Origin of the sequence: Vibrio sp. McD22-P3 (assembly GCF_021568915.1) — a bacterium.
Lineage (GTDB): Bacteria > Pseudomonadota > Gammaproteobacteria > Enterobacterales > Vibrionaceae > Vibrio > Vibrio mediterranei.
In genome coordinates this window covers 103,459-128,876 of the sequence record NZ_JAKGTN010000010.1, presented here as the reverse complement: position 1 = coordinate 128,876, position 25,418 = coordinate 103,459, and the positions used below count along the sequence as shown (strand labels likewise).

The 25,418-nt window shown below is 43.6% G+C and carries 23 protein-coding genes; 7 read left to right on the top strand and 16 right to left on the bottom strand.

Annotation, left to right across the window (positions count from 1 at the left end; genetic code table 11):
- Positions 1–248 precede the first annotated feature (248 nt).
- Complete coding sequence (locus L2W36_RS13495) at positions 249–620, top strand: hypothetical protein (protein ID WP_006069628.1); 372 nt, start codon at positions 249–251, stop codon at positions 618–620.
- 95 nt (positions 621–715) lie between these two features.
- Here the strand turns inward: L2W36_RS13495 and L2W36_RS13490 are convergent, their stop codons facing one another.
- Both L2W36_RS13490 and malX read right to left on the bottom strand, forming a co-directional pair.
- The gene (locus L2W36_RS13490; RefSeq protein ID WP_236110257.1) at positions 716–1,900 is read right to left on the bottom strand and encodes a MalY/PatB family protein; all 1,185 of its coding nucleotides are present in this window, start codon (positions 1,898–1,900) and stop codon (positions 716–718) included.
- A gap of 68 nt (positions 1,901–1,968) precedes the next feature.
- Entirely contained in the window at positions 1,969–3,543 is a 1,575-nt protein-coding gene (gene malX, locus L2W36_RS13485) for a maltose/glucose-specific PTS transporter subunit IIBC (protein WP_062461303.1), read from the bottom strand.
- Between the two features lie 236 nt (positions 3,544–3,779).
- Between malX and malI the strand changes: the two genes are divergently transcribed.
- Both malI and L2W36_RS13475 read left to right on the top strand, forming a co-directional pair.
- Positions 3,780–4,802 carry a Mal regulon transcriptional regulator MalI gene (gene malI / locus L2W36_RS13480; protein ID WP_107306422.1) on the top strand — a complete coding sequence of 341 codons (1,023 nt, stop codon included), beginning with the start codon at positions 3,780–3,782 and terminating at the stop codon, positions 4,800–4,802.
- Between the two features lie 136 nt (positions 4,803–4,938).
- Positions 4,939–6,609, top strand: coding sequence for an amidohydrolase (locus tag L2W36_RS13475; protein WP_236110256.1), 1,671 nt, complete (start codon positions 4,939–4,941; stop codon positions 6,607–6,609).
- An 8-nt stretch (positions 6,610–6,617) separates the two neighbouring features.
- Here L2W36_RS13475 and L2W36_RS13470 read toward each other — a convergent pair whose 3' ends face one another.
- Positions 6,618–7,226: a LysE family translocator gene (locus tag L2W36_RS13470; RefSeq protein ID WP_107306423.1), complete on the bottom strand. Its 609-nt coding sequence runs from the start codon at positions 7,224–7,226 to the stop codon at positions 6,618–6,620.
- A gap of 119 nt (positions 7,227–7,345) precedes the next feature.
- Here L2W36_RS13470 and L2W36_RS13465 point away from each other — a divergent pair, with 119 nt between their 5' ends.
- Complete coding sequence (locus tag L2W36_RS13465) at positions 7,346–8,359, top strand: GlxA family transcriptional regulator (protein ID WP_236110255.1); 1,014 nt, start codon at positions 7,346–7,348, stop codon at positions 8,357–8,359.
- On the opposite strand, the gene dhaR is transcribed toward L2W36_RS13465, so the two are convergent.
- The 10 genes from dhaR to yihU form a co-directional block, all read right to left on the bottom strand.
- On the bottom strand, positions 8,351–10,285 hold the full coding sequence (dhaR, locus tag L2W36_RS13460; RefSeq protein WP_236110254.1) for a dihydroxyacetone kinase operon transcriptional regulator DhaR: 1,935 nt from the start codon (positions 10,283–10,285) through the stop codon (positions 8,351–8,353). The two genes, L2W36_RS13465 and dhaR, sit on opposite strands and share 9 nt — an antisense overlap.
- Before the next feature lie 320 nt (positions 10,286–10,605).
- A complete protein-coding gene (locus L2W36_RS13455; protein WP_167360951.1) occupies positions 10,606–10,755 on the bottom strand; it encodes a hypothetical protein in 150 nt (49 codons plus the stop codon).
- 187 nt (positions 10,756–10,942) lie between these two features.
- Complete coding sequence (locus tag L2W36_RS13450) at positions 10,943–12,961, bottom strand: alpha-glucosidase (protein WP_236110253.1); 2,019 nt, start codon at positions 12,959–12,961, stop codon at positions 10,943–10,945.
- Positions 12,962–13,067: 106 nt separating this feature from the next.
- Entirely contained in the window at positions 13,068–14,117 is a 1,050-nt protein-coding gene (locus L2W36_RS13445) for a TRAP transporter substrate-binding protein (protein WP_062461282.1), read from the bottom strand.
- Between the two features lie 56 nt (positions 14,118–14,173).
- A complete protein-coding gene (locus tag L2W36_RS13440) occupies positions 14,174–15,463 on the bottom strand; it encodes a TRAP transporter large permease (protein ID WP_038221714.1) in 1,290 nt (429 codons plus the stop codon).
- Between the two features lie 10 nt (positions 15,464–15,473).
- Positions 15,474–16,013 (bottom strand): TRAP transporter small permease, encoded by a 540-nt coding sequence (locus tag L2W36_RS13435; protein WP_006069616.1) that lies wholly within the window; start codon positions 16,011–16,013, stop codon positions 15,474–15,476.
- Between the two features lie 166 nt (positions 16,014–16,179).
- Positions 16,180–17,040 (bottom strand): class II fructose-bisphosphate aldolase, encoded by an 861-nt coding sequence (locus L2W36_RS13430; RefSeq protein WP_006069615.1) that lies wholly within the window; start codon positions 17,038–17,040, stop codon positions 16,180–16,182.
- 246 nt (positions 17,041–17,286) lie between these two features.
- Positions 17,287–18,537, bottom strand: coding sequence for an AGE family epimerase/isomerase (locus tag L2W36_RS13425; RefSeq protein WP_236110252.1), 1,251 nt, complete (start codon positions 18,535–18,537; stop codon positions 17,287–17,289).
- Between the two features lie 114 nt (positions 18,538–18,651).
- On the bottom strand, positions 18,652–19,692 hold the full coding sequence (locus L2W36_RS13420; protein WP_236110251.1) for an aldose epimerase family protein: 1,041 nt from the start codon (positions 19,690–19,692) through the stop codon (positions 18,652–18,654).
- A 17-nt stretch (positions 19,693–19,709) separates the two neighbouring features.
- Complete coding sequence (gene yihU / locus L2W36_RS13415; protein ID WP_006069612.1) at positions 19,710–20,603, bottom strand: sulfolactaldehyde 3-reductase; 894 nt, start codon at positions 20,601–20,603, stop codon at positions 19,710–19,712.
- 266 nt (positions 20,604–20,869) lie between these two features.
- Between yihU and L2W36_RS13410 the strand changes: the two genes are divergently transcribed.
- Together L2W36_RS13410 and L2W36_RS13405 are read left to right on the top strand one after the other, a co-directional pair.
- Complete coding sequence (locus L2W36_RS13410; protein WP_006069611.1) at positions 20,870–21,751, top strand: sugar kinase; 882 nt, start codon at positions 20,870–20,872, stop codon at positions 21,749–21,751.
- 27 nt (positions 21,752–21,778) lie between these two features.
- On the top strand, positions 21,779–22,537 hold the full coding sequence (locus tag L2W36_RS13405) for a DeoR/GlpR family DNA-binding transcription regulator (RefSeq protein WP_124942181.1): 759 nt from the start codon (positions 21,779–21,781) through the stop codon (positions 22,535–22,537).
- 39 nt (positions 22,538–22,576) lie between these two features.
- Here the strand turns inward: L2W36_RS13405 and L2W36_RS13400 are convergent, their stop codons facing one another.
- The 3 genes from L2W36_RS13400 to L2W36_RS13390 all read right to left on the bottom strand — a co-directional run bounded on the left by L2W36_RS13400 (position 22,577) and on the right by L2W36_RS13390 (position 24,090).
- Positions 22,577–23,143, bottom strand: a complete 567-nt coding sequence (locus tag L2W36_RS13400; RefSeq protein WP_236110250.1) for a hypothetical protein — start codon at positions 23,141–23,143, stop codon at positions 22,577–22,579.
- Between the two features lie 20 nt (positions 23,144–23,163).
- Positions 23,164–23,526, bottom strand: a complete 363-nt coding sequence (locus tag L2W36_RS13395) for a hypothetical protein (protein ID WP_236110249.1) — start codon at positions 23,524–23,526, stop codon at positions 23,164–23,166.
- A 153-nt stretch (positions 23,527–23,679) separates the two neighbouring features.
- The gene (locus tag L2W36_RS13390; protein WP_236110248.1) at positions 23,680–24,090 is read right to left on the bottom strand and encodes a helix-turn-helix domain-containing protein; all 411 of its coding nucleotides are present in this window, start codon (positions 24,088–24,090) and stop codon (positions 23,680–23,682) included.
- 131 nt (positions 24,091–24,221) lie between these two features.
- On the opposite strand from L2W36_RS13390, the gene L2W36_RS13385 reads away from it, so the two are divergent.
- Positions 24,222–25,415 (top strand): C45 family autoproteolytic acyltransferase/hydolase, encoded by a 1,194-nt coding sequence (locus tag L2W36_RS13385; RefSeq protein WP_236110247.1) that lies wholly within the window; start codon positions 24,222–24,224, stop codon positions 25,413–25,415.
- Positions 25,416–25,418: the final 3 nt, after the last annotated feature.

Below are 25,418 nucleotides of genomic sequence, written 5' to 3'. Positions count from 1 at the left end.
TTACTAAATCCGCAGTAACCGCTAGACTTTCAAGCCAATAGTTAATCCACCGTAATTGATTGACCAATTCAACAGCAAATAGAGCCAAATTGCGCGTTCGTGACTATTAAGCATGCTCTGCGTATGGCAGAATGATTAAACAACAACGAAAGCTCGATCCTCCATTATTTACAGAATGAATATAATGGTTGAAATAATCAGTAGCTACGTACAAGCAGCGGTTAATCCCATGTAGAGGAGATTCAATAATGACCCATGAAACAAAAACAATGGAAGTACCTGTCGCTATCGCTGATAGAGTACAAGCATTGATTGATGGCTTTATAGCGAAAGAGAAGTTCAATGCTGAGCGAAAAGAAGTGGTCAACAACTTTCTTGCAATGGATGGTTTAAGCTGTGAAATGGCTGTTTATAGCCTTCCTCAAGACGAGTTAATCAGCACACTCAGTTATGTATATGAACTCTCTGGTACCAACAGCCGTTTCGTCAAAAACATTATTACTCAAACCAGAGACAATCCTAAGAAAGTGCTTTCTGATTCTCAGCGCTCTTCAGCTAAGAGTCTATTATTTAACTTGCTTAATGATCCGTCGGTAATATCGGCAATGAAAGAGAATTGATCGTCCTAATCGACAATTAACTTCCTGAATAACCTAAAAGCGAGCATCTTTACATGCTCGCTTTTGTTTTACTTCTAGCCAATAGAATTAATCAGTTAACTCTTTAATTGGCATTGAATTGCTTGAATCAATGACTGGACCCCTGCCTTCACTTTCTCGAGTGAACAACCAAGGTTCAGTCTCAAATAACCAAGCCCAGACTCTCCATATACCTCGCCCGACATGATTGCTACACCATAATCATCAATTAATGTCCTATTAAGGATATCCATATCTAGCGCTAACGGTGAAAGATCTATCCACGCCAGATAGGTTGCTTCTGGTATAACGTACTGAAGGTCTTTAAACGCAGCATTGAGCGATTCTCGTACATAACTATGGTTTTGGTAAACGTAGTTATTGAGTGCTTCTAACCAATCTTCACAATGATTATACGCTTCCATCGTGGCAATAACGCCAAGAATTGAAGGGGATGACAATCCATCTACTTGCTTCAATTTAAATAAGTAATCTTCTCTCGTTTGAGCATTAGGAATCAATGCATACGCGCCGTTTAACGCAGGGACATTGAACGACTTCGATGCTGAGGTTACTAACGCCCATTCCATTGATTGATCAAATCCAGTAAATGGGAAATGAGTGCTAAAGCTGACATCCATATGAATCTCATCCGAGATAACTCGCACACCATGCTTGGCACAGAGCTCAGCCATTTTTGTCAGCTCTTCATGAGTCCAAACTCTTCCTGTAGGGTTATGCGGGCTGCAAAGTAGTAAAATCGTATTTTCAGGCTGAGCAATTAGACATTCAAAACTCTGCCAATCTATTTGATAGCGGCCCTCAACTTTTAGCAGTGTACTCCTTGCGCAAAAGCGACCTTGCCCTTCAATCATTTTGTCGAACGCGTCATAAGCCGGTGTGTGAAAGACTACCCCTTCTCCTACTTTCGACCAACGTTCAATGAGCTTAGAGATGATATAGATAACGGATGGTCCATAAACAATGTCACCTTTGTCGATCGTTGTACGGAATCTTTTTGAAAACCAGTGAGATATCGAGGCTTTGAAATCATCATGATTCCATCGGCTATAACCAAAAACAGGGTGTTCAATTCGGCTTTTCAACGCACTTTGAATCGCTGGAGGAGAGGCAAAATCCATATCGGAAATCGTAAACGGCAGCAAGCCTGCTTTCCCAAACCTGTCTTGAACATAATCCCACTGAGTGCAATAAGTGCCTTTTCGATCTATTACGGTGTCAAAATCAAACTCTTGAGTCATTACTGTCTCCAAAAATGAATAAACCTCAGTGTCAGACAATCGACACTGAGGCAGAGCAAAACACTGGACTAGCTTGCGCTCATTAAAGCCTGCATTTCGTTTTTAACTAAGTGCACTTGAGTGCCAATGACCACCTGTAAGTTATGTTCATCAAGCTTAATAACACCCAGAGCACCGTTGGCTTTTAGCTTCGCATCATCCACTAAACTCATGTCATTAACAGACATGCGAAGGCGCGTAATACAGTTATCGAGAGAGGTGATATTCTCTTTTCCACCTAACGCAGCCAACACCGCAGCCCCTTTGCCAGATTCATTTACAAACGCTGCTTCAAGTTGGCTATCGACTTCAGCCGTATCAACGTCACGCCCCGGCGTTTTCAAGTTAAAACGAGTGATGGCAAATTTGAACACTGAGTAGTAGACGATAAACCAAACACCCGCGACTAGTGGTACCAAATACCATTTGGTCGCTGTTCCTTGGAGAATACCAAAGACGAAGAAGTCGATAATATTACCGTCGGTGTTACCAATCGTGACGTCTAACAGTCCCATGATCATGAAGCCAAGCCCAGTCAGGATTGCGTGAACAAAATACAAAACTGGTGCCACGAATAAGAACAAGAACTCTAGAGGCTCAGTAATACCCCCTACCACGCACGCTACAACACCGGAGATCAAAAGTGCTTTAATCTTTGAACGATTTTCTGGACGCGCACAGTGGTACATAGCCAATGCTGCACCTGGTAAACCACCTAGGAAAGTCGGCATTTTACCTTGAGAAAGGAAAGCGGTAACTTCAGGTGTGAATCCTTGAGTATCAGGACAAGACAGCTCAGAGTAAAAAATATTCAATGCACCAGAAACCGTTTGACCACACACTTCCATTGTACCGCCTGCTTCAGTGAAACGAATCAGAGCAACTAAGATGTGGTGTAAACCAATAGGTAATAACAAACGCTCGCCGGTACCAAATAGCATCGGACCAAACTCGCCAGCACCTTCGATAACATGACCAATACCGTTGATACCCGCTGCGAAATATGGCCAAACAAATGGGATAAATACACCAACCACACCTAGCACAATCGCAGATATAATCGGGACAAAACGCGCACCACCAAAGAAGGCTAATGCATCAGGCATTTTAAAGGTGTAATAGCGCTGGTGCAGTTTTGCGACGATAATACCCACAACGACTGCGCCTAAGATGCCTGTATCTATCGACTCAATACCGATAATACTTTTTACACCATACGCTTTTTCTTGGGCGCTATCACCTAGCACGCCAGCCACGGTTAGGAAGAAGTTGATTGCGAGATTAAACGCGGCATAACCAACAAAACCCGCAAAGGCCGCCACACCCTTTTCTTCGCGAGCTAGACCAAGAGGAATGGCGATAGCGAACATTACTGGAAGATAAATAAACGCAACAAGACCTATTTTTGTCATCCACATGAATAGGTATTGCAACAAGGTATTATCTAGTAAAGGGATCGCTTCTTTAATTGCCGCGCTCGACAGTGAACTCCCCACCCCAAGTAAGATACCTGAGAAAGCAAGAAGTGCGACAGGCAACATGAAAGTCTTGCCGAGGCTTTGCAGAAACTCCCACATGGTCGATTTGTTATTGCGTGTAGACATAGTACGTCTCCAAAAGATTAAGAGCTTGTAGGGCTCATACTCACCACTGCTGATGGGCATGATATTTTGTATTTATGACGCAAATATAAGCTGATAAAACTTTTGATAAAACGTTTTATCAGCAAATCTGTGATCCACTTAAACAACAAATCCCATAGCCAAAGTAAGGCTTTAAAAAACAACACAATGAAGGTAAAGTAATTTGATAAAACGTTTTTCCTACATTAAGTGAAACTATGTCATCAAAAAAAGTGACCATTACAGAAGTCGCTAAATATGCGGGAGTCTCCGTCACAACTGTTTCCATGGTATTGGGAAACAAAGGACGTATTTCTCCCGACACTATAGACAAGGTTAACCAAGCTGTTGAAGAGCTTGGCTACATTCGTAATCGCGCTGCAGCAAACTTACGCTCAAATTCGAGCGAAATAATCGGTCTGATCCTTAAAGACATTAGTGACCCTTATTACTCCGAAGTCGCATCTGGAATTAGCGAAGAGATTGAACGCCAAGGCTATATGTTGATTCTGGCTCAAAGTGGCGATAGTCAGGAACGATTTGAAAAGTGCATGATGACAATGTCACGGCAAGGTGTCGGTGGTATCGCTTTCTGCCCTATCGCTGACAACCAGCAATTTAATATCGAAAAAATGAAGGAACAAAACCTGCCTTTGGTCTGCGTCTCTCGTGCATCGCTCGACAAGCAAATAGATTTTGTCGGCCCTGATAATAACTATGCGGCGAAGCTTGCAACCGAACATCTAATAAAACAAGGACATCGCCGAATCGCATACGTTGGTGGTGCAAGCAGTTCGTTGTGCAGAGCCGAGCGAATCGGTGGATACTGTTCCACCCTCATGCAATTTGGTTTGCCATTTAAACCAGAGTGGGTGGTGGAATGCGAAAAAGGTCAAAAGGCGGCCGCTAACGCAGTACAAACGCTACTGTCTGAACACCCGCAAATAACCGCAATTCTTTGCCACCACTCTTCCACTGCGCTTGGTGCTGTATATGGCATTCATCGTTCTGGTCGACAAATTGGCAAAGATCAGTTTATTGGTGAACAAGTATCACTTATCGGTTTTGATGACGTAGAAGAAGCAGAGTTAACCGAGCCTCCGCTTACTTTCGTCAACTTCAACGCAAGAGAAATGGGTAGACAGGCTGCGAAACGTCTTATTAGCCAACTAGAACAAGAATATTCTCAACCGTATAGTCTTATTCAACCACCTCAACTGATCATTCGTGAGTCGGCTTAGCTGCCGACTTTATGGCTATTATTACAGTTACCGTACGCAGAGCTCATTTTCAATTTCTTCCACAAATCAATCACTTTGAGTGGTAGTTATTTTCTACAATCCCTTTCATAATGAGTGAGGGACAGAAGGAATGATCATGAAAAACACCTACGCTCTACTCACTGTTTTTGGGTTCACTATTAGTAGTTTCGCCAATGCTACCAGTAGTGCGGATACTCTGTTGATTAATGCCAAGATATACGGCTACGACGATGCAACGGCCATTGCCATTCAAGATGGCAAAATCCAGTCTATCGGTGACCTCTTACATATTAAGTCTTACCAAAATAAGCACACTGAGATTATCGATCTTAAAGAAGCTTATGTCTTGCCTGGTTTTATTGATAATCACAATCACGTATTTGAAGCAGCTTCAGAGGCTGGCGGAAACTGTGCGCTGGGATTGGATGCAACGTTGGAACAGCAAATCCCTTACTTAAAAGCCTGTACACGATACTCTTCTGACAACTCATGGTTGATTGGATACGGTTTTTCGCTAGAGGCTATTTTAAGTGACGACAACGAGAACAGCCCGTTGCAAGTTCTAGACGAGATATTCCCTAACCGTCCGGTTATCCTAATGGAGCAAACTTCGCACTCTATGTGGGTCAACTCCGTGGCTTTGGAGCTCGCAGCAATTTCTAACAATACGCCTGATCCTCAAGGCGGAAAAATCCTCAAAGATCAAGAGAGCGAAGAGCTCAACGGTATCCTTTTGGATAACGCTGGCGACATCGTTATGGAGTTGGCATGGAATAGCATGAACAACCAGTTCGACCAAAGTTACTATGGTTTAATGGTTGGGCTAGAAGAAGCGGCCGCTCATGGTATTACCACGATTGGTGATGGACGCCTGTATTGGAAGCGAGGTTGGTTTGATGTGTGGAAAGAAGCCGAGCGCAACGGCGATTTAACCGCTCGTGTATCTTTGCGTCCTTGGATTTACCCCACTGACACTATGAAACCCCAATTAGGTTATCTGAAGAAAATACACACTAGCGACTCCTCACAACGACTGATTGTAGACCAAGTCAAAATGTACAGCGATGGCATCTTTATCAACGGAACTGCGAAAACGTTAGCACCCTACTTGGATACTTATGTTCCAGACCAACCTTACGGCCTAAATTACATCCCACCAGTCGATATGGAGAAATGGCTGACGGCACTTGATGCAATTGGCTACAGTGCGCACATCCACGCTATCGGTGATGGCGCAATCAGAGAGTCACTCAACGCGATAGCAAAAGTTCGTCGCCATGGTTCTACTAAACCCTACACCCTGACTCATGTGGAGTTGATCGACAACGATGATATTCCTCGTTTTGCCGAGTTAAATGCCACCGCCGACTTTCAAGTTGGTTCCGACTACGTCGCCAACAATGACCATCAATGGGCACAAGCATTTCTTGGCGCAAGACGTGCTCACGCTTTGATGAACTTGCGCGCCATATTTACTAGCGGTGCAAACTTAACCTTAAGTAGTGACTGGAATGTGCATGACATCAACCCGTTAGTTGGCATAGCTAATAGTATTCATATGGGTAGTAGAGGACTTCCCAATGTAAGTACGGCGATCGATGCCTATTCAATTAATGCCGCAAAGAGTCTAGGTATTAGTGATATTACTGGCAGCATTAGCGTTGGAAAATCTGCTGACTTTGTTGTTCTTGATCGTGATATCACGAAGGTTGCAGTAGAGGATATTCCTTCAGCAAAGTTTATGATGACCATGCTACAAGGCGAAATCGTCTACAGTCAGCCGTAATACTTCGTTTAAGAGGCGATGAAGCTGCCACCCAATATCACAAATATAGAACCGCATCCTTTGTTGAAACGCTTTCCATGCCGAGCCAACCAAGGACGCAACCTATTTGCCAGACGAGCAATGAGATACTCAACAGCAAATTCCACTACAGCAAAGGTTACAGCAATAACCACAAATTGCTGCATCAACGGTGTGGTGGAATTCATAAACTGAGGTAGAAACGCACCAAAGAACAACAACACCTTTGGATTAGATACCGCCGCCAAAAAGCCTTGTATAAACAAACCACGTTTTCTGGCGTTAACAGTTTTCTCGACACTTGTCTGTTCTGGACTCGGGCTATTCCATAGCTTATAACCCAAATAGATAAGATAAGCGCCACCCACCCACTTTAAGATCGTAAGTGCTTCCGAAGTCGCTAACATGACGGCACCTACACCAAACATCGCCAATGCAATCAACAACACAAAACCAATCACGCCCCCGGTAATCGTCGCCAACACTTTTGTCTTGCCGTAGACGACCCCATGACTCAATGCAAGCATGCCATTCGGACCAGGAGCCAAAGACAGACACACCACACTAAACAGATACACTAACCAAACATCAAACGTCATCGTTAACCATTAAATTGAATTACTTATGACGTCAGTATACGAATCACTAGCGTTTCATTTGGGTAATATATAGACTTAATGCGGTAATTTTTGGACATTAAATCATCAACGGAGCTCTCATGACTGCCTCACCTGACCATACGGATGTTCGCTTTCTTTTAGTCGTCCTAGACCAATTCAACATGCTACCTTTTGGCGGTTTTTTGGATAAATTACGTTTTTCAGCCGACGAAGAAGATTACAGCCAGCAGCGCTATTGTCAGTGGAACATCTCCTCTCTAAAACATGGCACGATCACCTCAAGCAGTGGCGTTGCGGTTGAAACTGAATTTGCGTTAAAAGACGCACAATTTGAGCATTACGATTATGTTGTTGTTTTCGGCTCACGAGGCGCTACGCAAAGTATGGAGAACGCGACAGAATATAAGCCGCTATTAAAAAAAGCAGTGACACGGAGTGCAACTTTAGTTGCTATCGATAATGCTAGCTTCCTATTCGCCGCATGTCGGTTGCTGAATGGACACCGTGCTGTCGTCCATTGGCGTCACGAGCAAGAGTTTGCTAGTGAATTTCCTGATATTCCTTTGCTCTCTGATCAGCTCTATTGCGTTGATAAAAATCGAATAACTTGTGTAGGAGGTACCGCCGCGATTGAGTTAGCCGTTGAGTTAATCAGTCGACATTGTGGCCGACAAAAGGCACTAAAAGGACTCGCCGATATGTTCGTCGATGAGGCAAGGCAGAGTCAGCATGGAGTAAAATCCCTCTCTTTTGGGCAGGATGGCAATGCTGCTTCTCCTACGCAGACCAAACGTGCAATAGCGTTAATGCGTCAAATGCTATCGAAGAGACAAACTATCGATGTTATCGCGAGCGAGATTGGTATAAGCCGACGCCAGTTAGATCGTTTGTTCATGGAAGCACACGATATTACAGCAAAAGGCTACTGGTTAAAGATGCGTCTTGGGCATGCACATTGGCGAATAAACAACTCAAGCCTACCGCTTGGTCAAATTGCCGAAGAAATCGGCATCGGTGATGTCAGTTATTTCTGCAAACAATTCAAACGCCACTACGGTATTAATCCGGCAGAATTGCGCCGTACAAAACATGCTCTTAGTACATCAGCTTAATGCTTGATCATCCAAACCATATTTTTGGATCTTGCGCCACAAGGTTGTTCTACCAATGTTAAGCGCTTTTGCCATATCTTGCATCTTGCCATCAAACATATTCCAAGCTTGGATAATGGCTTTCTTCTCTACTTCTTCGAGTGTCAGTATTTGCTTACCACTCTTTCCCATCGCGTCGTTAGAATTATGTTTAATCTCTTCTGGGATATCTTCGAGCGAAATCATATTGGAACTGCGGTTGAGTAGAATTCGTTCCATACGACTTTTCAACTCTGAATTGTTACCTTGCCAGCTAAACTGTACCAGAGCTTCCATTACTGTGCGCTCAATCGACACCGCCACATTATGACGCTTTTCATAGTTGGTAATAATCATCATCACTAATTGCTCGATATCTTCCTTGCGCTTTCTCAATGGTGGGATATTGAGTTCGTTGGACGAGATTTCGTAATAGAGCTGACGACCAAAGGAGCGCTGCGCCACATATTCACTAATGTCAGATGTGGTACTGGTAATAAGCTGAAATGCTACTGGAATCAAGCGCTGACTGTCACTACGACTCACCAAGCCAGTCTTGAGTAACTTCAAAATCACAGTTTGTAGTTCAGGGCTTAAATACTCGATCTTCTCCAGATACAAGCTACCGTTGTGCGCCAATTCGAACTTAGAAGGCAAGCCATGACCATCTTCATCGTCGTAACCCAACATTTCTCGAATCATTGCTTCTGAAGTGAGTGAGCGACAATTGATACTAATGAACGGTCCATCTTTGAAGTCACTTTCGTTGTGTATCGCCATAGCTAAGTCAGACTTACCCACGCCTTCTTCGCCAGTAATTAAGATTGGTGCCTTAGATTTGATCGCTCGCTTCGCCACAGTAATAACATGCTTCATGCCCTTTGACTGCGCGTTGAGATTAGCAAAAGTGTATTTCGCACTGCCGCCGATTTGCTGCTGTGCTAACTCACGAATCTTATCGATTGGATGGATAAAGAGCAGTTTAGAACCATCCACTAATGGTCTGAGTGTGATGATCGATTCAATAAACTCACCACCAATCTCTACCGTGGTTTGCTTACGGCGGATCGTGCTGTTTTCTTCAATACTTCTCAAGATAGAAGGCGCAAAACGAACAATAGAAAAGATATCCTTTTCAATAACATCTAACGTCTTAAATTTAAGTAATCGTTCTGCCTGATGGTTTGCCATCGTGATACGGTTTTCATCATTCCATGCTAGTAAACCGTCATCCATACACTCTAATGTCGCATTGTGCGCATTCAGCAATCGGTTCATATTCTCTTGCTCGTTTTGCACATGGATTTGCAACGCAATTTCCTTAGCACAGGACGAAATAATCACATGGTTTTCTTTAGTGTATTCCTTAGCGCGTTTTAGCAAAGAAATAGTGCCCCTCAAGCGTCCGAACGTATCAAAAATAGGCGCCGCGGTTGTGGCATAAGGATGCAAATGTCGATTAAAATGCTCAGCCGCAAATACTTCCGCTGGCATATGGGTATTCAAAGTCAAACTGATGGCATTAGTGCCTACTTTGCCCTCAGAAAAAAAGCAGCCTTTTTTTAAACCAAGTTCATTCACTTCGCGCAGCAAATCATCATGCCCTACGGTAAATAAGACACAACCACTATCATCTGTCACAAATAAAATGACAGCTTCATCACGCAGCAAATCGTAAGTATCTTCAATAACTGTAGTCGCACAGGTAATCACTCGCTCATTACGCTTGATGAGTGATTTGAGGGTGTAACCTGAGGCAATGTGGGGCTTGGACCAATTATACGGGCTAGATTGCTTTGAGCAGCGCTCCCACGACTCTAGAATTGGCGACAACATGAATTCCGGGGAAACCCAATGATGCTTCTGGAAAAAATCCCATTTCTTTTTGTTATCTTCTATGGACAGCATTGATAAACCAGAGTTGTTCGTTTTTGAGCGAAACGGATACGAATTGACGAGTAGGCTTACTACATCGTGCAGACCCTGTATTTTACTGACTTACACTATTAGTGAGAGTGATCGTATTCACAACACGAATGGACATTAATGACTAATTCGAATAACACTGATCTTAGTCAGAATTGGTTAGAATTAACTGAAAATTGACTCTTTAGTATTAGGCCTTGCCTGATCGGCAATAGGCTAATCTGTAGAAAGTATTGGGATATGTTGAGAAAGTTAGAGGATAAGGTTAGTAATGCACTTCCATGTGTGCATAACGAATCGTATTAGATCCAAGCAAGAGAAAGTAGCAAAAGAGGTACTGCAATAGATGCAGCCATTTTTGTTAAGGATAGCGCTTCACGAAGTATGACTTTAGATTTTGAATCAATAAGTTCAACCGGCTGTTCAAGAGCAATAGTTGCTGTGTTGTTCATGTGTTTTCCTTTTAAAAGCAGCGAACTGCAATCCAGCTCACATTGTGATTTATGTCGCAATTTTGCACTCTTTTGTGAACCACGTCAATGTCAATTTGTAATTATTTGTCCATTTATGTTGAAAACAACAAGAGCAAAAAGCCCTGTGCTAACACAGGGCTTTAACTAGTTCTATAACTATCTGAATTTACGCGTTTTTAATGCCATCTAATAAAGTACGATAACTCGATGCTTCGCGGTAGAATACCGCAGGTTTTCCAATTGGCGCCTCCACGTCTATCCATCCACCATCAAATACCTCACCAGTCCAAGCATGAATCCACTTGTCTTTAGGGAGATAGACACGTTTTACGGTTTCGCCTTGATTGTATACTGGCGCAACTAGGATATCGCGGCCGAATAAGTACTGATATTTAATGTCGTAGGATTCGTCGTCAGACTCATAATGCATGAATAATGGACGTTGAACCGGCATACCTTCCTTAGCATTAAGTGCAACTGCATCCTTAATGTATGGCTTAAGGTGGACAAATATCTTAGTCATCTTAGCCAAATGACTCATGGTTTCCTCATCAGAGTCATATTGGTGGTTATCTCCAGGACGGTTACCCTCATGGCTGCGCATAATTGGCGTAAATGCAGCCATTTCTGCCCAGCGTTGGAATAACTCTTTAGTACGCTTCATACCATGCAACGTAGTGTAACCACCGATGTCGCTATGGTGAATACCGTTACCCATTAAGCCTGACGACAGAGCTGCTGGAATAACAGAAGCCAGACCATCATCAAGACACCAATCTACTGACTGGTCGCCACCCCATAAGGTGTGACAATATCCTTGAATGCCGGTACCACCAGCGCGCATAAAGAACAAAATATCATCGGTTTTGCCCGCTTCTTCAATCGCTTCATGCTGTACTTTTGCCCAACGATAAGGCCATTTGTTGTGTTCAATTTCCGCACTTACGCCATTGCTTAGAGAGCAGTCTGTAGGGAGGTATTCGCCAAAGTCCCCCATCCAACCGTCAAGGCCGAAATCAATCATGTTGCTTTTGATGACACCTTTGTACCACTCACAAGCTTCTGGGTTCGTGAAGTCAACAACACCACAATAAAACTCGCCAAAGTCGACAACGTATTTAGAACCATCTTCCTTTGTCGCTAGGTAGCCCTTTTGTTGTGCTTCGTCATACAGAGGAAAATCTTCAAGCACATATGGGTTGATGTAACCCAAGAAACGTACGCCCTGCTCTTTCAGTTCATGAATCTTAGTATCTAGCTCTGGGTATAGGTCTTTGTTCCACTGCCAATCCCATTGAAGTCGTTTACCAAACGACGTCATCTTGATACCTTGCCAATCCTGACACCATGCACCCGCTACCTGAATTCCCGCTTTCTTAGCAGCTTCCACTTTCTCGATGGTAATTTCAGTACCGCCTTGAATACCCAAGATCACACCGTCATGCACCCAGTCTGGCATTTCTGGCTGACGACCAAAGACACCGGTGATATTGGTCATGAGTTCTGGGTAGCTGTCTTCTGCATCAAACAGAATGTATTGAGGGATATCCCAAGCTTGCAGCTCATGAAACTCTGAATTGGTAAAATCAAAGTCTGCGTAAGCCGTAGTCTCTAAATGGCAGAAATACTTTTTGTCTGAAACGAAGGTTGGTTGCGGATAGTTAGTGTTGTAGTAATCGCCTCCTGCTTTATCAAGCACGTCCGCTTGCCATGTCACATAAGTGTTTTTGTTGCGGCCAACACCTGGTTCTGATGACCAAAGCGGGAAATTTTTACCACGTAAATTTAGATACGTTAGCTGCTCACCACAACCGAAAACTCGTTCTTCTTCAGTTGCTGAGATGCGCATCCAGAAACGGTTGAAGCTCTTATCAATCGCCTCAAATTCTGCTTTTAAGCGAGACTCAGCTGTCTCACCAACAATCATTTTAATGACTTCTTTACCATCAAAATAGAAACTGATGGTATGAAAGTCTTGGCCTTCACGAGTAAAACTGTCCACTTTGAATTGACGTAGTGGCAGGCGCTCAGTCACGTAATCCGTGATATCAAAATTACCACGATACATGTCGAAGTTGCCTTCACCAATACCCAAATAAAGAGCAGGCTTAGACACGCTATGCTCGACAACCGTGCGGCCTTTATGTTGCAAGGTAAAGCCTTGCTCTGTAACGACTAAGTTCATCTTATTAACCCTAAAGAATTCAGAAATCTGAATCGAAAAATCATTTGAAGAAGGCGCTAAAGTCTGTGCCCTAGCGCCTTACTATCGTTAATCAAAAGCTGGCGTATTACTTGAACTGAACTTTGTATTCAGCATCAATCTTCGCTTCACACGTTTTGATCTCATTTTCAAAACGCTGTAGCCATTGCTCGCCTTCTTTACCAGCAGTACTTAGGAAGTAATCTTTCACTGGACCAGCCACTTTTTGGAACTCAGCACGTTCCTCTGCAGATGGGTTATAGATAGTCCCTTTCGCTTTGCGGAACTCTTCGTAAGCTTCAAACTCTTTGTGCTTCGGATAAGCACGTAGGTATTGGTTTTGTGCTGCAACACCATCAATGAGCACTGCTTTCAACTCATCAGGCATAGACTTGAATTTCATGTCGTTGAACACCCAAGCACCGCCCATGTACGCGTGACCGTCAAGGATGATGTAGTCCAAGCTTTCGTGGAACTTGTTTTGAACGATATCAACGATGCCGTTCTTAGTACCATCTACCACACCCGTTGATAGAGCGGTATACACTTCAGGCCATGCAATAGGTGTTGGTGAACCGCCTAGCTCTTTAACAAGCTCTTGTTGAATACGTGCAGGTACAGTACGTAACTTCAAACCTTTCACGTCGTCAGGAGTTTTCACCTGCTTCTTAGTCGTAGCAATGTTACGCCAACCACCAGAGTTCGATACCATCATTAGACGAACGTTAGGCGCTTTCTTAAGAAGCTCACCACGTACATCCCCAATGAACTCTTCGTTGTCGTATACACACTCAGCAACACGGTCATTTGGAAGCATGTAAGGTAAGTCGAATGCGCCAACAGGCTGCCAGAAGTTCGCTAACTCAGGAATTGTCGTTTGGAAATAATCAAACATTCCTGCTTGAACTCCAGCAATACACTCTTTCGCCGTACCACATAGCTGACCCGATGGATAGATGTCTACTTCAATCGCACCGTTAGAACGAGACTCTACAAAGTTTTTGAAAACCAGTAGCGATTGATGGTTATAACTATCTAGGTTAGACACGTGTGGAACCGTCAGTTTATAGTCTGCTGAATAAGCGGCGCCAGAAGCAAGCATGGCTGTGGCAGCGACGGCTAGTAGTGTTTTTTTCATTCTATGTTCCTTTTATCTTTATAAATTTTTGTTTCACGTATTCTTTTGAATCAGCTCTACATCACGCCCAACAGCTTAGGTAGGCCTATCACTAATTCCGGGAAGAATGAGATGAGGAAGATGATCAAGAACTCTACAATCAAGAATGGAATGATCGCCTTCGAAATTTTCTGTAGGGGTTGTCCGGATACGCCCGAAGCAACGAATAAAACTAGTCCCATAGGTGGTGTCGCAAGACCAATAGATAGGTTGACACACATCACCACACCAAAGTGCACTGGGTCGACACCCGCATTGATCATGATTGGCGCAATAATAGGACCGAAGATTAGGATTGCTGGACCAGCATCCAAGAACATGCCTACGATGAATAGGAAGATGTTGATGATGAAGAACAGCATCAGTGGGTCACGAGTAATGCTATTAAAGAACTCTGTAACCGTATTCGAAATACCTGAGAAACTGATCGCTGACGCAAAGCCACTTGCCGCTGCAACAATGATAAGTACGGCTGCTGCGTTCACCGCTACTTTTGCAAACAACGCATAGGTAGCTTTAATATTGGTCACTTTGATGACATAAACCGACAGGAAGATGGCATAAGCTACTGCTACTGCTGCCGCTTCCGTTGGCGTAAAGATACCGCCATAGATACCACCGAGAATGATGACTGGTGTTAACAACGGCAGAATCGCCAGTTTCAAACTTTGACTACGCTCTAGCTTAGTAGCACGAGGCAGAGTTTGTACTTCAGGATACTTACGAATTTGCATTCGGTTTACCAGCATCAAGCCAACACAGAAGATGATGCCTGGGACAATACCAGCAATAAACATAGCAGCGACAGATGTGTTCATGACAAACGCATACAACAGCATCAGACCAGAAGGTGGAATGATATTACCAAGTACCGTCGCAGCCGCCGTTAACGCCGCTGAATAGCTCTTGTCATACTTGTATTTGGACATTTCTGGAATCAGCATGTTGCCGATTGCCGATGTCGCAGCCACTGCCGATCCGGTTAGTGCACCAAACAGCGTGGAGGCAAGAATAACTACGTGTCCTAAGCCACCGCGTAGGTGCTGAACTCGAGTTTGAGCGAAAGAGATAATACGTGGCGTGATACCACCGCTCGACATACACTCACCCGCCAACATAAAGAATGGCAGCGCTAGTAGAAGAAAGTTATCAAGACCAGAGTACAAGCGTTGATAAAGCATGTTGATGAACAGTACTTGGTCATTTTGAATAAATGTGATGATTGGCGACAAACCTAATGCCATCAGCACAGGCACACCCATTAATAGGAATGCTAGAAAATAAACTAGGAAAATTGGGGAAACCATAACGTTACCTCTACTCGGCCGCTTCTACTGCTGATGAATTATGTTCAGCAGGATCGAAATGAATCAGGTTGTGTAATGCGCCAAGTAACTTTTGGAGAGCAAATAGACACGAAATCGCCAGCATAATCGGTGGAATCGCATACACGACAAACATTGGAATAGGAAGACTGTCCGCCATTACCGACCCTGTTTTGTAAAATGCGTAACCGAAGTAAATCCAGACCGCAAACAAGATCAAGCTAGCGACGTGGCCAAATACCATCAAGAGTTCGAAGATACGCGTCCCTTTTAATTTGTCGGTGACGAATGTCATCGCGATATTACGCTCATCCAGGTAGATGATTGGTAGGCACAGGTAAGTCATGTAGATCATCAAGAAACGAGATGATTCATCTGTCCACCCCAAAGGAGTGTTTAAAATGTAGCGAAAGGCTACTTGAATCAATACGATGACAGTCATCACTAACAAGAAGAAACCTGCTATATTTGCTGTCCAGCGCGCTATTGGCGCATTAATCGTATTTAAAGCGTTTTCCATTGCTTTAAGCATAGAACCACCATAAAAAATAATAATTTTTGTTATTTAAACGACATATTGTCCACTCTATTTATATTGATAACCCAGTTAGTAATTTTTAACCGTGAGTGTTTTCACACTGAGCAACAATATGTCGTTTTTTGTAGGGTTAATGTCACATTATGGACATTTGGTCGTTTTAAGCTTTACCGTTTGAGCCAAATAGACGGATTTTGTGTTGAACAACTTCCATCATTGATTCAATACCTGTGTTCATGACATCCGCTAAAATGAAGTCATTTTCATTCTGTTTCCAGTGAGCTTGAACACCTTTGATAAAGCCTTGGCGTAACTCAGTATCAACGTTGATCTTCGCTACACCACGTTTCACAGCTTCGACTACTTGGTCATCAGGTACACCTGAGCCACCATGAAGTACAATTGGTTTTTTCACTGCTTCTTTGATTTCGCTTAAACGGTCAAATTTCAGTTCTGGTGTTGTTTTATATACACCGTGAGCGGTACCGATAGAAACGGCCAAATAATCAACACCCGTGCGTTCAGAGAAGTCCAGAGCTTCTTCAACCGTGGTGATCATTGCATCTTTCTCATCAACAGTGATGTCATCTTCCGTACCACCAATTTTGCCAATCTCACCTTCAGCACCTAAGCCAAGTGCATTAGCTACGTCGACGACAGCTTTAGTGATGCGGATGTTCTCTTCGAAAGGAAGTGCCGAACCGTCAAACATCAGCGATTGGAAATCACGGGTTGCTGCTTCCATGCACTGTTCGAACTTGCGGCTATGATCAAGGTGAATACAGATTGGCACTGAAATCTGGTGATGTTGTATTAGAGAGTCAACAGCATCGCGTAACGGTTTCATACCCATTTCATTAATCGCTTTTTGGCCGATTTGAAGCATGATTGGTGATTGCTCTTTCTCAGCGGCAAGAAGCACTGCTTTAATTGTTTCTAGGTTGTGTGCAGTAAAAGCGCCGATGGCATAGCCATTGTTCCACGCTTCTTGAATCATTGTTTTACCTGACATATAAGGCATTGTGAGTGTTCCTCTGTATTTGTTCGTTACTGTAGTAATTTACCAGTACAAAACGTCCACTTCTGTTAGTTATGTATCACTTTATGACACAAATGCTCAATTAAGGACAAAAATGAGCTATAGAGCACATCTTTATGTTGTTTTTTGATTTTCTCTACCAAAATGTCAAAAACAAAAAAAAGATGACAGCACTACACCGTCATCTTTCGGAAAGACTTAAATTTAATATCTAATGATATTAGGATTTTATCTCATATCTTGGTCAAGCAAGCCTTGAGATAATGCAGGTGCTAACCCTGGAGTCAGTGGCAATCTAGGAATCACCAAACAATGCATTAAGTGGTAAATATCTTGTTTACCATCCCATACCTTGCTAGTACCAGCTTGGTTATTTACGTCCAGCTCTTGCCACCAAGAACATCCCTCATAATCAATCAAATAGGTACGGCAATAGTCCCACCATGTACGATAGTAATCTTCGTACTTCTTATCACCCGTTACTGTAAATAAAGCATAGGCAGTACCAATCGCTTCTACAGGAGCCCAGCGGATACGCTCACGAACTACTGGCTTGCCATCCCAATCTACCGAATAAACAAAGCCCGGCGCACCGTCCACATGCCATGCGTCACGCACCGTAGCATCAAATAGTCCAATAGCGTCTTCTAACAACCATTCTGGACAATCTTCGCCAATTTCTAGCAAGGTTGCACGTAAGTGACAAATCAAACGTCCCCATTCGATCCAGTGGCCTGGTGTACCACCATATGCTCTGAAATGACTTGCTGGTGTTTCTTTATTGTAATCAGGAAGAGGTTTCCACTCAGAATCAAAGTGTTCATTAACGCGGTAGCTTAACCCTTTCGCTGTTTTGTTGATCATAAACTCGGTGATGTTAAGTGCGCGCTGCAACCACTTCTTATCTTTTGTCACATCGTAAACAATCAAGAAAGCCTCTACAGAGTGCATCGCCATATTACCGCCGCGGTAATCTTCGGTTTCAGTCCATTCTCTGTCCCAAGACTCGAAGCACATTTGACGATCTTCGACCCAGAAGTGCTTTTCATATACGGCAATGGCTTCTTCTAGAAGTGCTTGCGCACGAGGGTGACCTGTAGTGACTGCACTCGCTGCGCCAAGGAGCACAAACGCATGTTGGTAGCCTTGTTTTGACTCATCAACAATACCATCGCCTTCGTTATCAATTGTCGCAAACCAACCGCCGTGAGCCTGATCTTTCAACGGGCCTTCTAGAGCTTTAATACCGTGCTCGACAAGGTCATAGGCGCCAGGGCGTCCCATGAGTGCAGCCAAGGAATAACAATGGAGCATGCGCGCAGTTATCCAAAGACGTGTGCCCATCTCTTCGCGCACATTGCCGTTGTTACCAATCCAACCAAAACCGTTTGGTACCACAGAGTTTCTGCCAAACTCAAAAATGCGGTCAGTTTCGTTATCTAACCATGTGTTATGGGATCGGGTATTAATCCATTTCATAGGGTGTTTCCTCGTTATTTTTTGTTGCGACCGACCCTATCAGTCCATCGCATTGAATTCAGTATCATTATTGTTATCTAGCGAACGGCAATAGCGGTTCGCTGATTTTTAGGTCTATTTCACCTCAAAACGGTGAATAGTTTTTTCTTCGAACAGTTCACCAGGATTCAAACGTACGGATGGAAAATGCGCTTGGTTAGGGCTATCCGGATAATGCTGCGTTTCCAAACATAGTCCTTCACGATTTTCATACTTATGACCGTTGCGACCATACCAAGGCTTATTCGACAACTTGAAACCGTTATAGAACTGCACCGCAGGTTGAGTAGTAAAGACCGTCATTGCTCTACCACTATTAGGTTCATACAGTTCAGCAGCAATTCGATAACCTCGTCGGTCTGTATCGCCGTTTAATATAAAGTTGTGGTCAAACTCTCTGTTGCCTACTTCTGTGCGGGAGGTAAAGTCGAGATCACTGCCCGTTACCGAACAAATTTCTCCCGTTGGAATCATGGTTTCATCCACTGGAGTATAGAACTCTGAGTGCAGTGTTAGTTGATGATTATCAACGGTTCCTGAATCATGCCCACCAAGATTGTAATAACTATGATTGACCAAATTGACGACCGTTGACTGATCGGTATGAGCAGTAAAGTTGTAATGGACTTGGTTCTGTTCATCCAGGCCGATTGAATGTGTCACGACTAAGTTGCCACCAAACCCTGACTCACCGTCCGGAGAGATTCGACTGAAATGAACAAAAATCGCTTCACTTTGCTCTTCTAGCGTGTAATTCCAAACGTATTTGTCGAACCCTTTTGAGCCACCGTGCAAATGCTGCCCCGTCGGAAGCTCATTCGTTTCTAACTGAAAGACTTGTCCATCTAATTGGTAACGGCCATCTCTGATTCGATTTGCAAAGCGCCCCGCGACTGCTCCAAAAAACGGGTGGCCAGCAACATACTTTTCAAGGCTTTCATAACCTAGAACCACATCAGCAAACTGGCCGTTACGGTCTGGGACTTCAATGGAAGAGACAATACACCCGTAATTAGTTACACGTATCGTCATGCCGTGTTCATTCGCCAACGTAAAGAGCTTAACCGGTACCTCTTGACCCTCAATGTGGCCCCAGTTTTCTTGAGTCAGTTTCACGTGATTGCCTCTATCCGTTATTTAATTTTTGCTTCAAGACCTGAAGTAACGCGTAGCTGTTCAAATACCGCAGTCCAATCCTGACGACCTCGGCCTGCTGCACGCGCAACACTATATAGCTCGCGAGATGCCGCACCACAAGGCATTGGTACATTCACTTGGTTAGCAAGATCCAAAGCAATTCCTAGATCTTTATGCGCTAAATCCAGCATAAATGCAGGGCTTAAGTCGCCTGCTAATACTTTGCCCGGCCACGTTGTTGTAAAGTGACCCTTACCCGCAGGAGTACCACTCATGACTTTCAATGCTGCATCAAACTCAAGACCAATAGCTTCAGACAGTGTCGCCGCTTCCGCAGACAATGCATTAAGAGCAATGCTCATATAATTGTTAATGATTTTTACGCGAATACCTTTACCCGGGCCACCAGCATCAATCGTTTCAGAGCCCATGCAATCAAATAATGGTTGCGCTTTGGCGATTTGCTCTGGAGTACCACCAGCAAGAATCAACAGCTCACCTTTGATCGCATGGTCAGATGTTCGACCTACTGGTGCTTCCATCATTGAGAAGCCTTTTTCCGACATCTCGTTAATAAGCGCATCAGTTTCAAACGGGTGAATGGTCGACATGTCGATAAGTAACGCCTGCTTATCTAAGCCTTCTGTAACGCCACTGTCACCAAAGAGTGTGCTTTTGACCAGTGCGCCATTAGGCAGCATAGTAATAACAAACTCAGCGTCAGATGCAGCGTCTGCTGGTGATGTAGCGGCTGTAGCACCTAACTCAACCATCTTTGCGACAGCAGTTTCGCTGATATCAAACACGCGTAAAGAGTGGCCACCTTTAATAAGGTTTGCTGCCATTGGGCTGCCCATTTGACCTAGACCGATGAATCCTACTGTTGACATGAAAAAGTCCTTAGTTCTGTTATTGAATTGCTACTTACTATAATCATTCGAGATTTAATAACCACAACATTTGTCACATTTTGTTGTTTTATGTCCATTTATTATCTTTTTGTGAGAATACTCTCATCGCAAATCTATTTAGTCCTTATAATGAGCCCATGAGTTGTGAAAGCACTCGATGGTTTTCGACGGAGATTTTTCCTTAAAGCTAACGATAGTTTCACCGCTTTTTTTCCAATGATGTTTGAAACGATAAGAGATATAAAATGGCGATAGCTTGTGTTGGTATTACAGTATTAGACCGAGTGCAATTGGTTTCCCAACTCCCGACTCAGGGCGGCAAATATGTTGCACACGATTACTTTGAAGTTGGTGGTGGACCAGCCGCTACAGCTTCGGTCGCAGTGGCTAAGTTAGGCCATGACGTTGACTTCATAGGTCGTGTTGGTTGTGACAGCGTTGCTGATACCATGTTGACCGAATTGGCCAGCTATGGTGTTGGCGTAGACAAGATGGTGAAAATCGAAGGTGCATCCTCTGCATTTTCAGCCGTCATCGTCGATGAAGAAGGCGAACGAATGATAGTCAACTATCAAGACAAGTCTCTGCTGCGCGATGCTACCCCTCTTAAAAATGTTGATTTTTCGACATATTCCACAATTCTTACAGATGTTCGTTGGATAGATGGCGCAAAATATGCACTACAGCAAGCAAGAGAACTGGGCATTCCCTCGGTTTTAGATGCAGACATAACTCCCGAACCCATTGATGAACTTGTAGAATTAGCAGATCATGTCGCTTTTAGTGAGCCAGGTCTCGAAAAATTCACTGGAACAAGCGATCCTGTTGAAGGTCTCAAAATCGCTCAAAAAAAGACATCTGGACGAGTTTATGTTACAGTCGGTTCAAAAGGATGTTATTGGCTTGAAAATGGCGAACTCGCACATCAAGTAGGTCTGAAAGTAGATGTTGTTGACACCACAGGTGCAGGCGATGTCTTCCACGGAGCACTTGCTGTCGCTGTTGCAGAGCGTATGGAAACGCGTCAATCCATTATCTTTTCCAATACCGTAGCTGCGCTGAAATGTAAGAAACTTGGAGGCCGCGAAGGTATTCCAACCCGAAAAGAAGTGGATGACACTATATAAAACTAATAATAAAAAAGAAGGGTTATCGTGACTAATCCAAGACAAGATAAATTATTACAGTTCGTTAACGACAAAGGTTACTACACCGTCGAAGAACTCGCAGAAATGCTCGACGTTTCGACTCAAACGATTCGTCGTGATATTAAGAAACTCAGTGAAGAGCGCCTTGTAATACGTCACCATGGTGGAGCAAGTTCTCCTGCTACCAAAACGAACCTAGATTACGAAGTCCGTAAGGTGTCAGAGACCGAACAAAAAAACGCTATTGCTAAACGTATTGCGGATATGATTCCTGATAATTCAACGGTATTCATCACTATTGGTACGACCGCTGAAGTTATTGCGAGTCATCTGCTTAACAAGAGTAACTTGCAGATTATTACTAACAGCTTACGTGTTGCGAATGTGTTACACGGTAACAAGACATTTGATGTTCTGATACCAAGTGGCAAGGTCAAGGCATTTAACGGTGGTATTGTCGGGACTGAAGCATTGGACTTTATTTCCAACTTCCGTTTTGATTTCCTTATTACCAGTGCAGCATCTATCGATGTTGATGGCACTTTATTGGAATATGACTTAAGCGAAACTCTGATTACTCAAACAGTAATGAAATCGGCTCGACATGTGTTGGTCGCTTTGGATTCAACTAAGTTTATCCCAAAGGGGTCCATTGAATTAGGCCCAATTAGTGATGCAAGTTGCTTATTCACTGATGCGCCTTTGACTAAAGAATTAGAGGCTATTGTGAATAAAGGCGATACAACAATTGAGATTTGCGATTAATCTACGTTTGCGTAGCTGAAAATTAAACGGTCAACTTGTCTAAGACAAGGTGGCCGTTTTTATTTGCAGCATCCCACTAGATGTCTTGATTAAGTAACATGACCTGCACTCTAATCCAATCGCATCGAAGCACTCTATAGCACTAACGAAAGCACTAGTAATAAGCGAACTACTTGGCGTGCCTGTTCGTTTCACCATATTACTAAGCAAATACAAGATATGAATGAGCGTTTGGCGCTTATCTCCCCCCTCTCCCCACATAGGTTCAACATCAAGCGTCTCACCGTATAATGCTGGCTTAATTAGTAAACCGTTGCCTTCAAATTCCAAACGGTGCTTTATTACCAAACTGCTGACGATTAGAATTTCACTGTAATGCAGAGCACTATATCGAGAACATCCGCTTAGAAGATCATCTAACCAACCGCAGCCGTGGCTCGGCTCTTGCAGATTCGACTCTTGAAGAAATAGGTTTCGAACATACGTTAACGCGGAATTCACACACAAAGCAGGTACCTTGGGTCGAGGTGCTACAGTTCTATTCCGCCACAGCTCAGCCTGCTTATCTATGTCAGTCATCAAAACGTTTATTACTTTGCTCATCATACGCGCAACCTACCTACTTACTAATGCGCTGTACGCTTCATTACAGCGGTAAACTTGCTCTCCGTCGTAGCTGTAGAAACAAGCACCCATCCCTGACTATTCATGTAGTTTAGGGCATCCATTGGCGAGTTAAACGCAATGATTTTGCCATTTTCGTCGCGTAGCAGGTCTTTGTTCCTAACGCTAATCTCCAGTTCTTGCCCAAAGTCGACTTCAACTTTCCATTTCGTCAGACTTAAGAGTTTTCCGGATGCGACCACCATTGCGTATTGTTCGGTTTGGGACTCACGAGCAGTAGGCTCGGGAGATGAAGCAGCGTGACTTGCGGTTAACGGTAACAGCAAGAATAAAGACAGTGGGACAGTTCTAAATAAGGTTTTCATACAAGATCTCCGATAACATTTCGGCAGGCACACCAACTGTGCCAACGACAAAAATCGTATCAAAGACAATGTCCATTATATGGAAAGCATAGCCCCACTTTGTCTGGAATATGGAAAGACGTTTCTACTTACGACCTGATGAACAAGTAATTGCTATGCTTTCTGCGCGTCTCGTTTTTTCAATGTACGGTAGAATTCTGATAAGTACTCAACATCTTCTTTCGGAGCTGCCAGCATAAGATCCAGAAACTTCAACGTGCTGGCAGATAACGGTAATTGCCCGCCATGAAGTCGCTCTAAGCTGGTCATGGGGAATAGCTGAAGAAGACTAACATCGAGTGCTTTCGCAATACGGAAAAAATCTAGAATAGTAAAATGGCTCTTTCCTTCTCTATCCATTTTCTCATAAAGCGCAGACCGACCAATTCCTGCTTTTTTTGCCAGTGAGTTCTTGGAAAGCTGGGTCTGAACCATCAATGCTTCCATTCTCTCTATAACCATTTTTCGGAACACCTGTTCCTCGACCCCAAAAAACTCAAAACCTTCTGTTTCAATCTCTGCCATTTCGATTTGTCCATTATGTGGAATTTACATACCCATCCTATCCGAATAACGGATATATCAAATGATAAGTTTATACCAGGTTACACACAACACTAGTTATCAAACCTTATATTTTAACTGAGGGCACCTTTATGCAAACTACTCATCAAGCTTTAATCATCGCTGCACTAACGCTGTCTAGTGGTGCAAACGCAATATCTCTCGAGCCTGTGCAAGGTTTGAATGTTAACCAACCCTATTACGCTCCAGAGACATTTGTACAACAGAGAAGCTTGCCAGTTGTGGATATTCGAGGTCTTGACTCTAAAAGCTATGTCACGGTTTTTGAAAAGCAAATTGGCGATGAGGTGAGGCGAGGCATTAAAGAGGCAGAGTATGTTTACAAATTGGCGGGAATTGATGTTGTCGAATTCGAAAAGGACTCCATGAAAGTATTGGAGAACTCACGAAAACTCAATCCCGAGTACTTTGAAGTAGTAGAAGCATTGGCGGAAGTAGGAGGTATTTCTGTAGAAAGGATGTTCACATTGTCTCAACTTGACGCCGCGTTAGCGTCTGCAGCCCAATCATCATTAAGTGGCTGTACAACCATAAGTTTTGCAGGTACTGGGGTGGTTGGGCAAGTCAACGATACCCCTTCTTTATCTGGCGGCAACTATTGGGTTCTTCAAGCTGACGATTATGTTCAAGTCATGGCGTCCGGTTTCTATGGCTCTGGCCAAACGCTTGGCAAAGACATTGGTGTGGTGATTAACTTTCAGGGTACTGACTCAAAAGGTGTAGGTCTTCAATCTAATAGTGCAATCGAACTTGGCGCTCTTCAAAACTACTTAGCTCGGCATGCCAAAAGCGTGGAAGAAGCAGAGAAAATTCTAGAGAAACACCGAACGGTTGTTGCATCGCATTTTAACTTTGCAGATGCAAATGGCGATACCATTGGTATAGAAATGCTAGAAGGCGATAATTACGTCATAAAACGTCCAGCAGGTATCGGTCATGCGAACCATTCCGAACGTCCGGGCGTGATGCAGTCTTTTGCTGAATCAGTAGGGTTAGGTGACAAAAGCAGAAAACGCACCATCGCTACTGCCTACACTGAATGGCGCGCAGAGTTTGCTCAACAGTTTATCGATAATAGCCCTGAGGGAAATGTAGACGCAGCAAAGTACGTGCTTAATACCAAACCTATAGCTCAACATGCAGCATATGGGTCGGATTTTATCTCTACGCTAACCGCAGTTATGGACACTAAAGAAGGCTGCTTAGAAGTGGCTCCGGGGGTGGGTGAATGGAATGACTTTCAGAAAGTGTGTCTAGAAAAGTAGCTA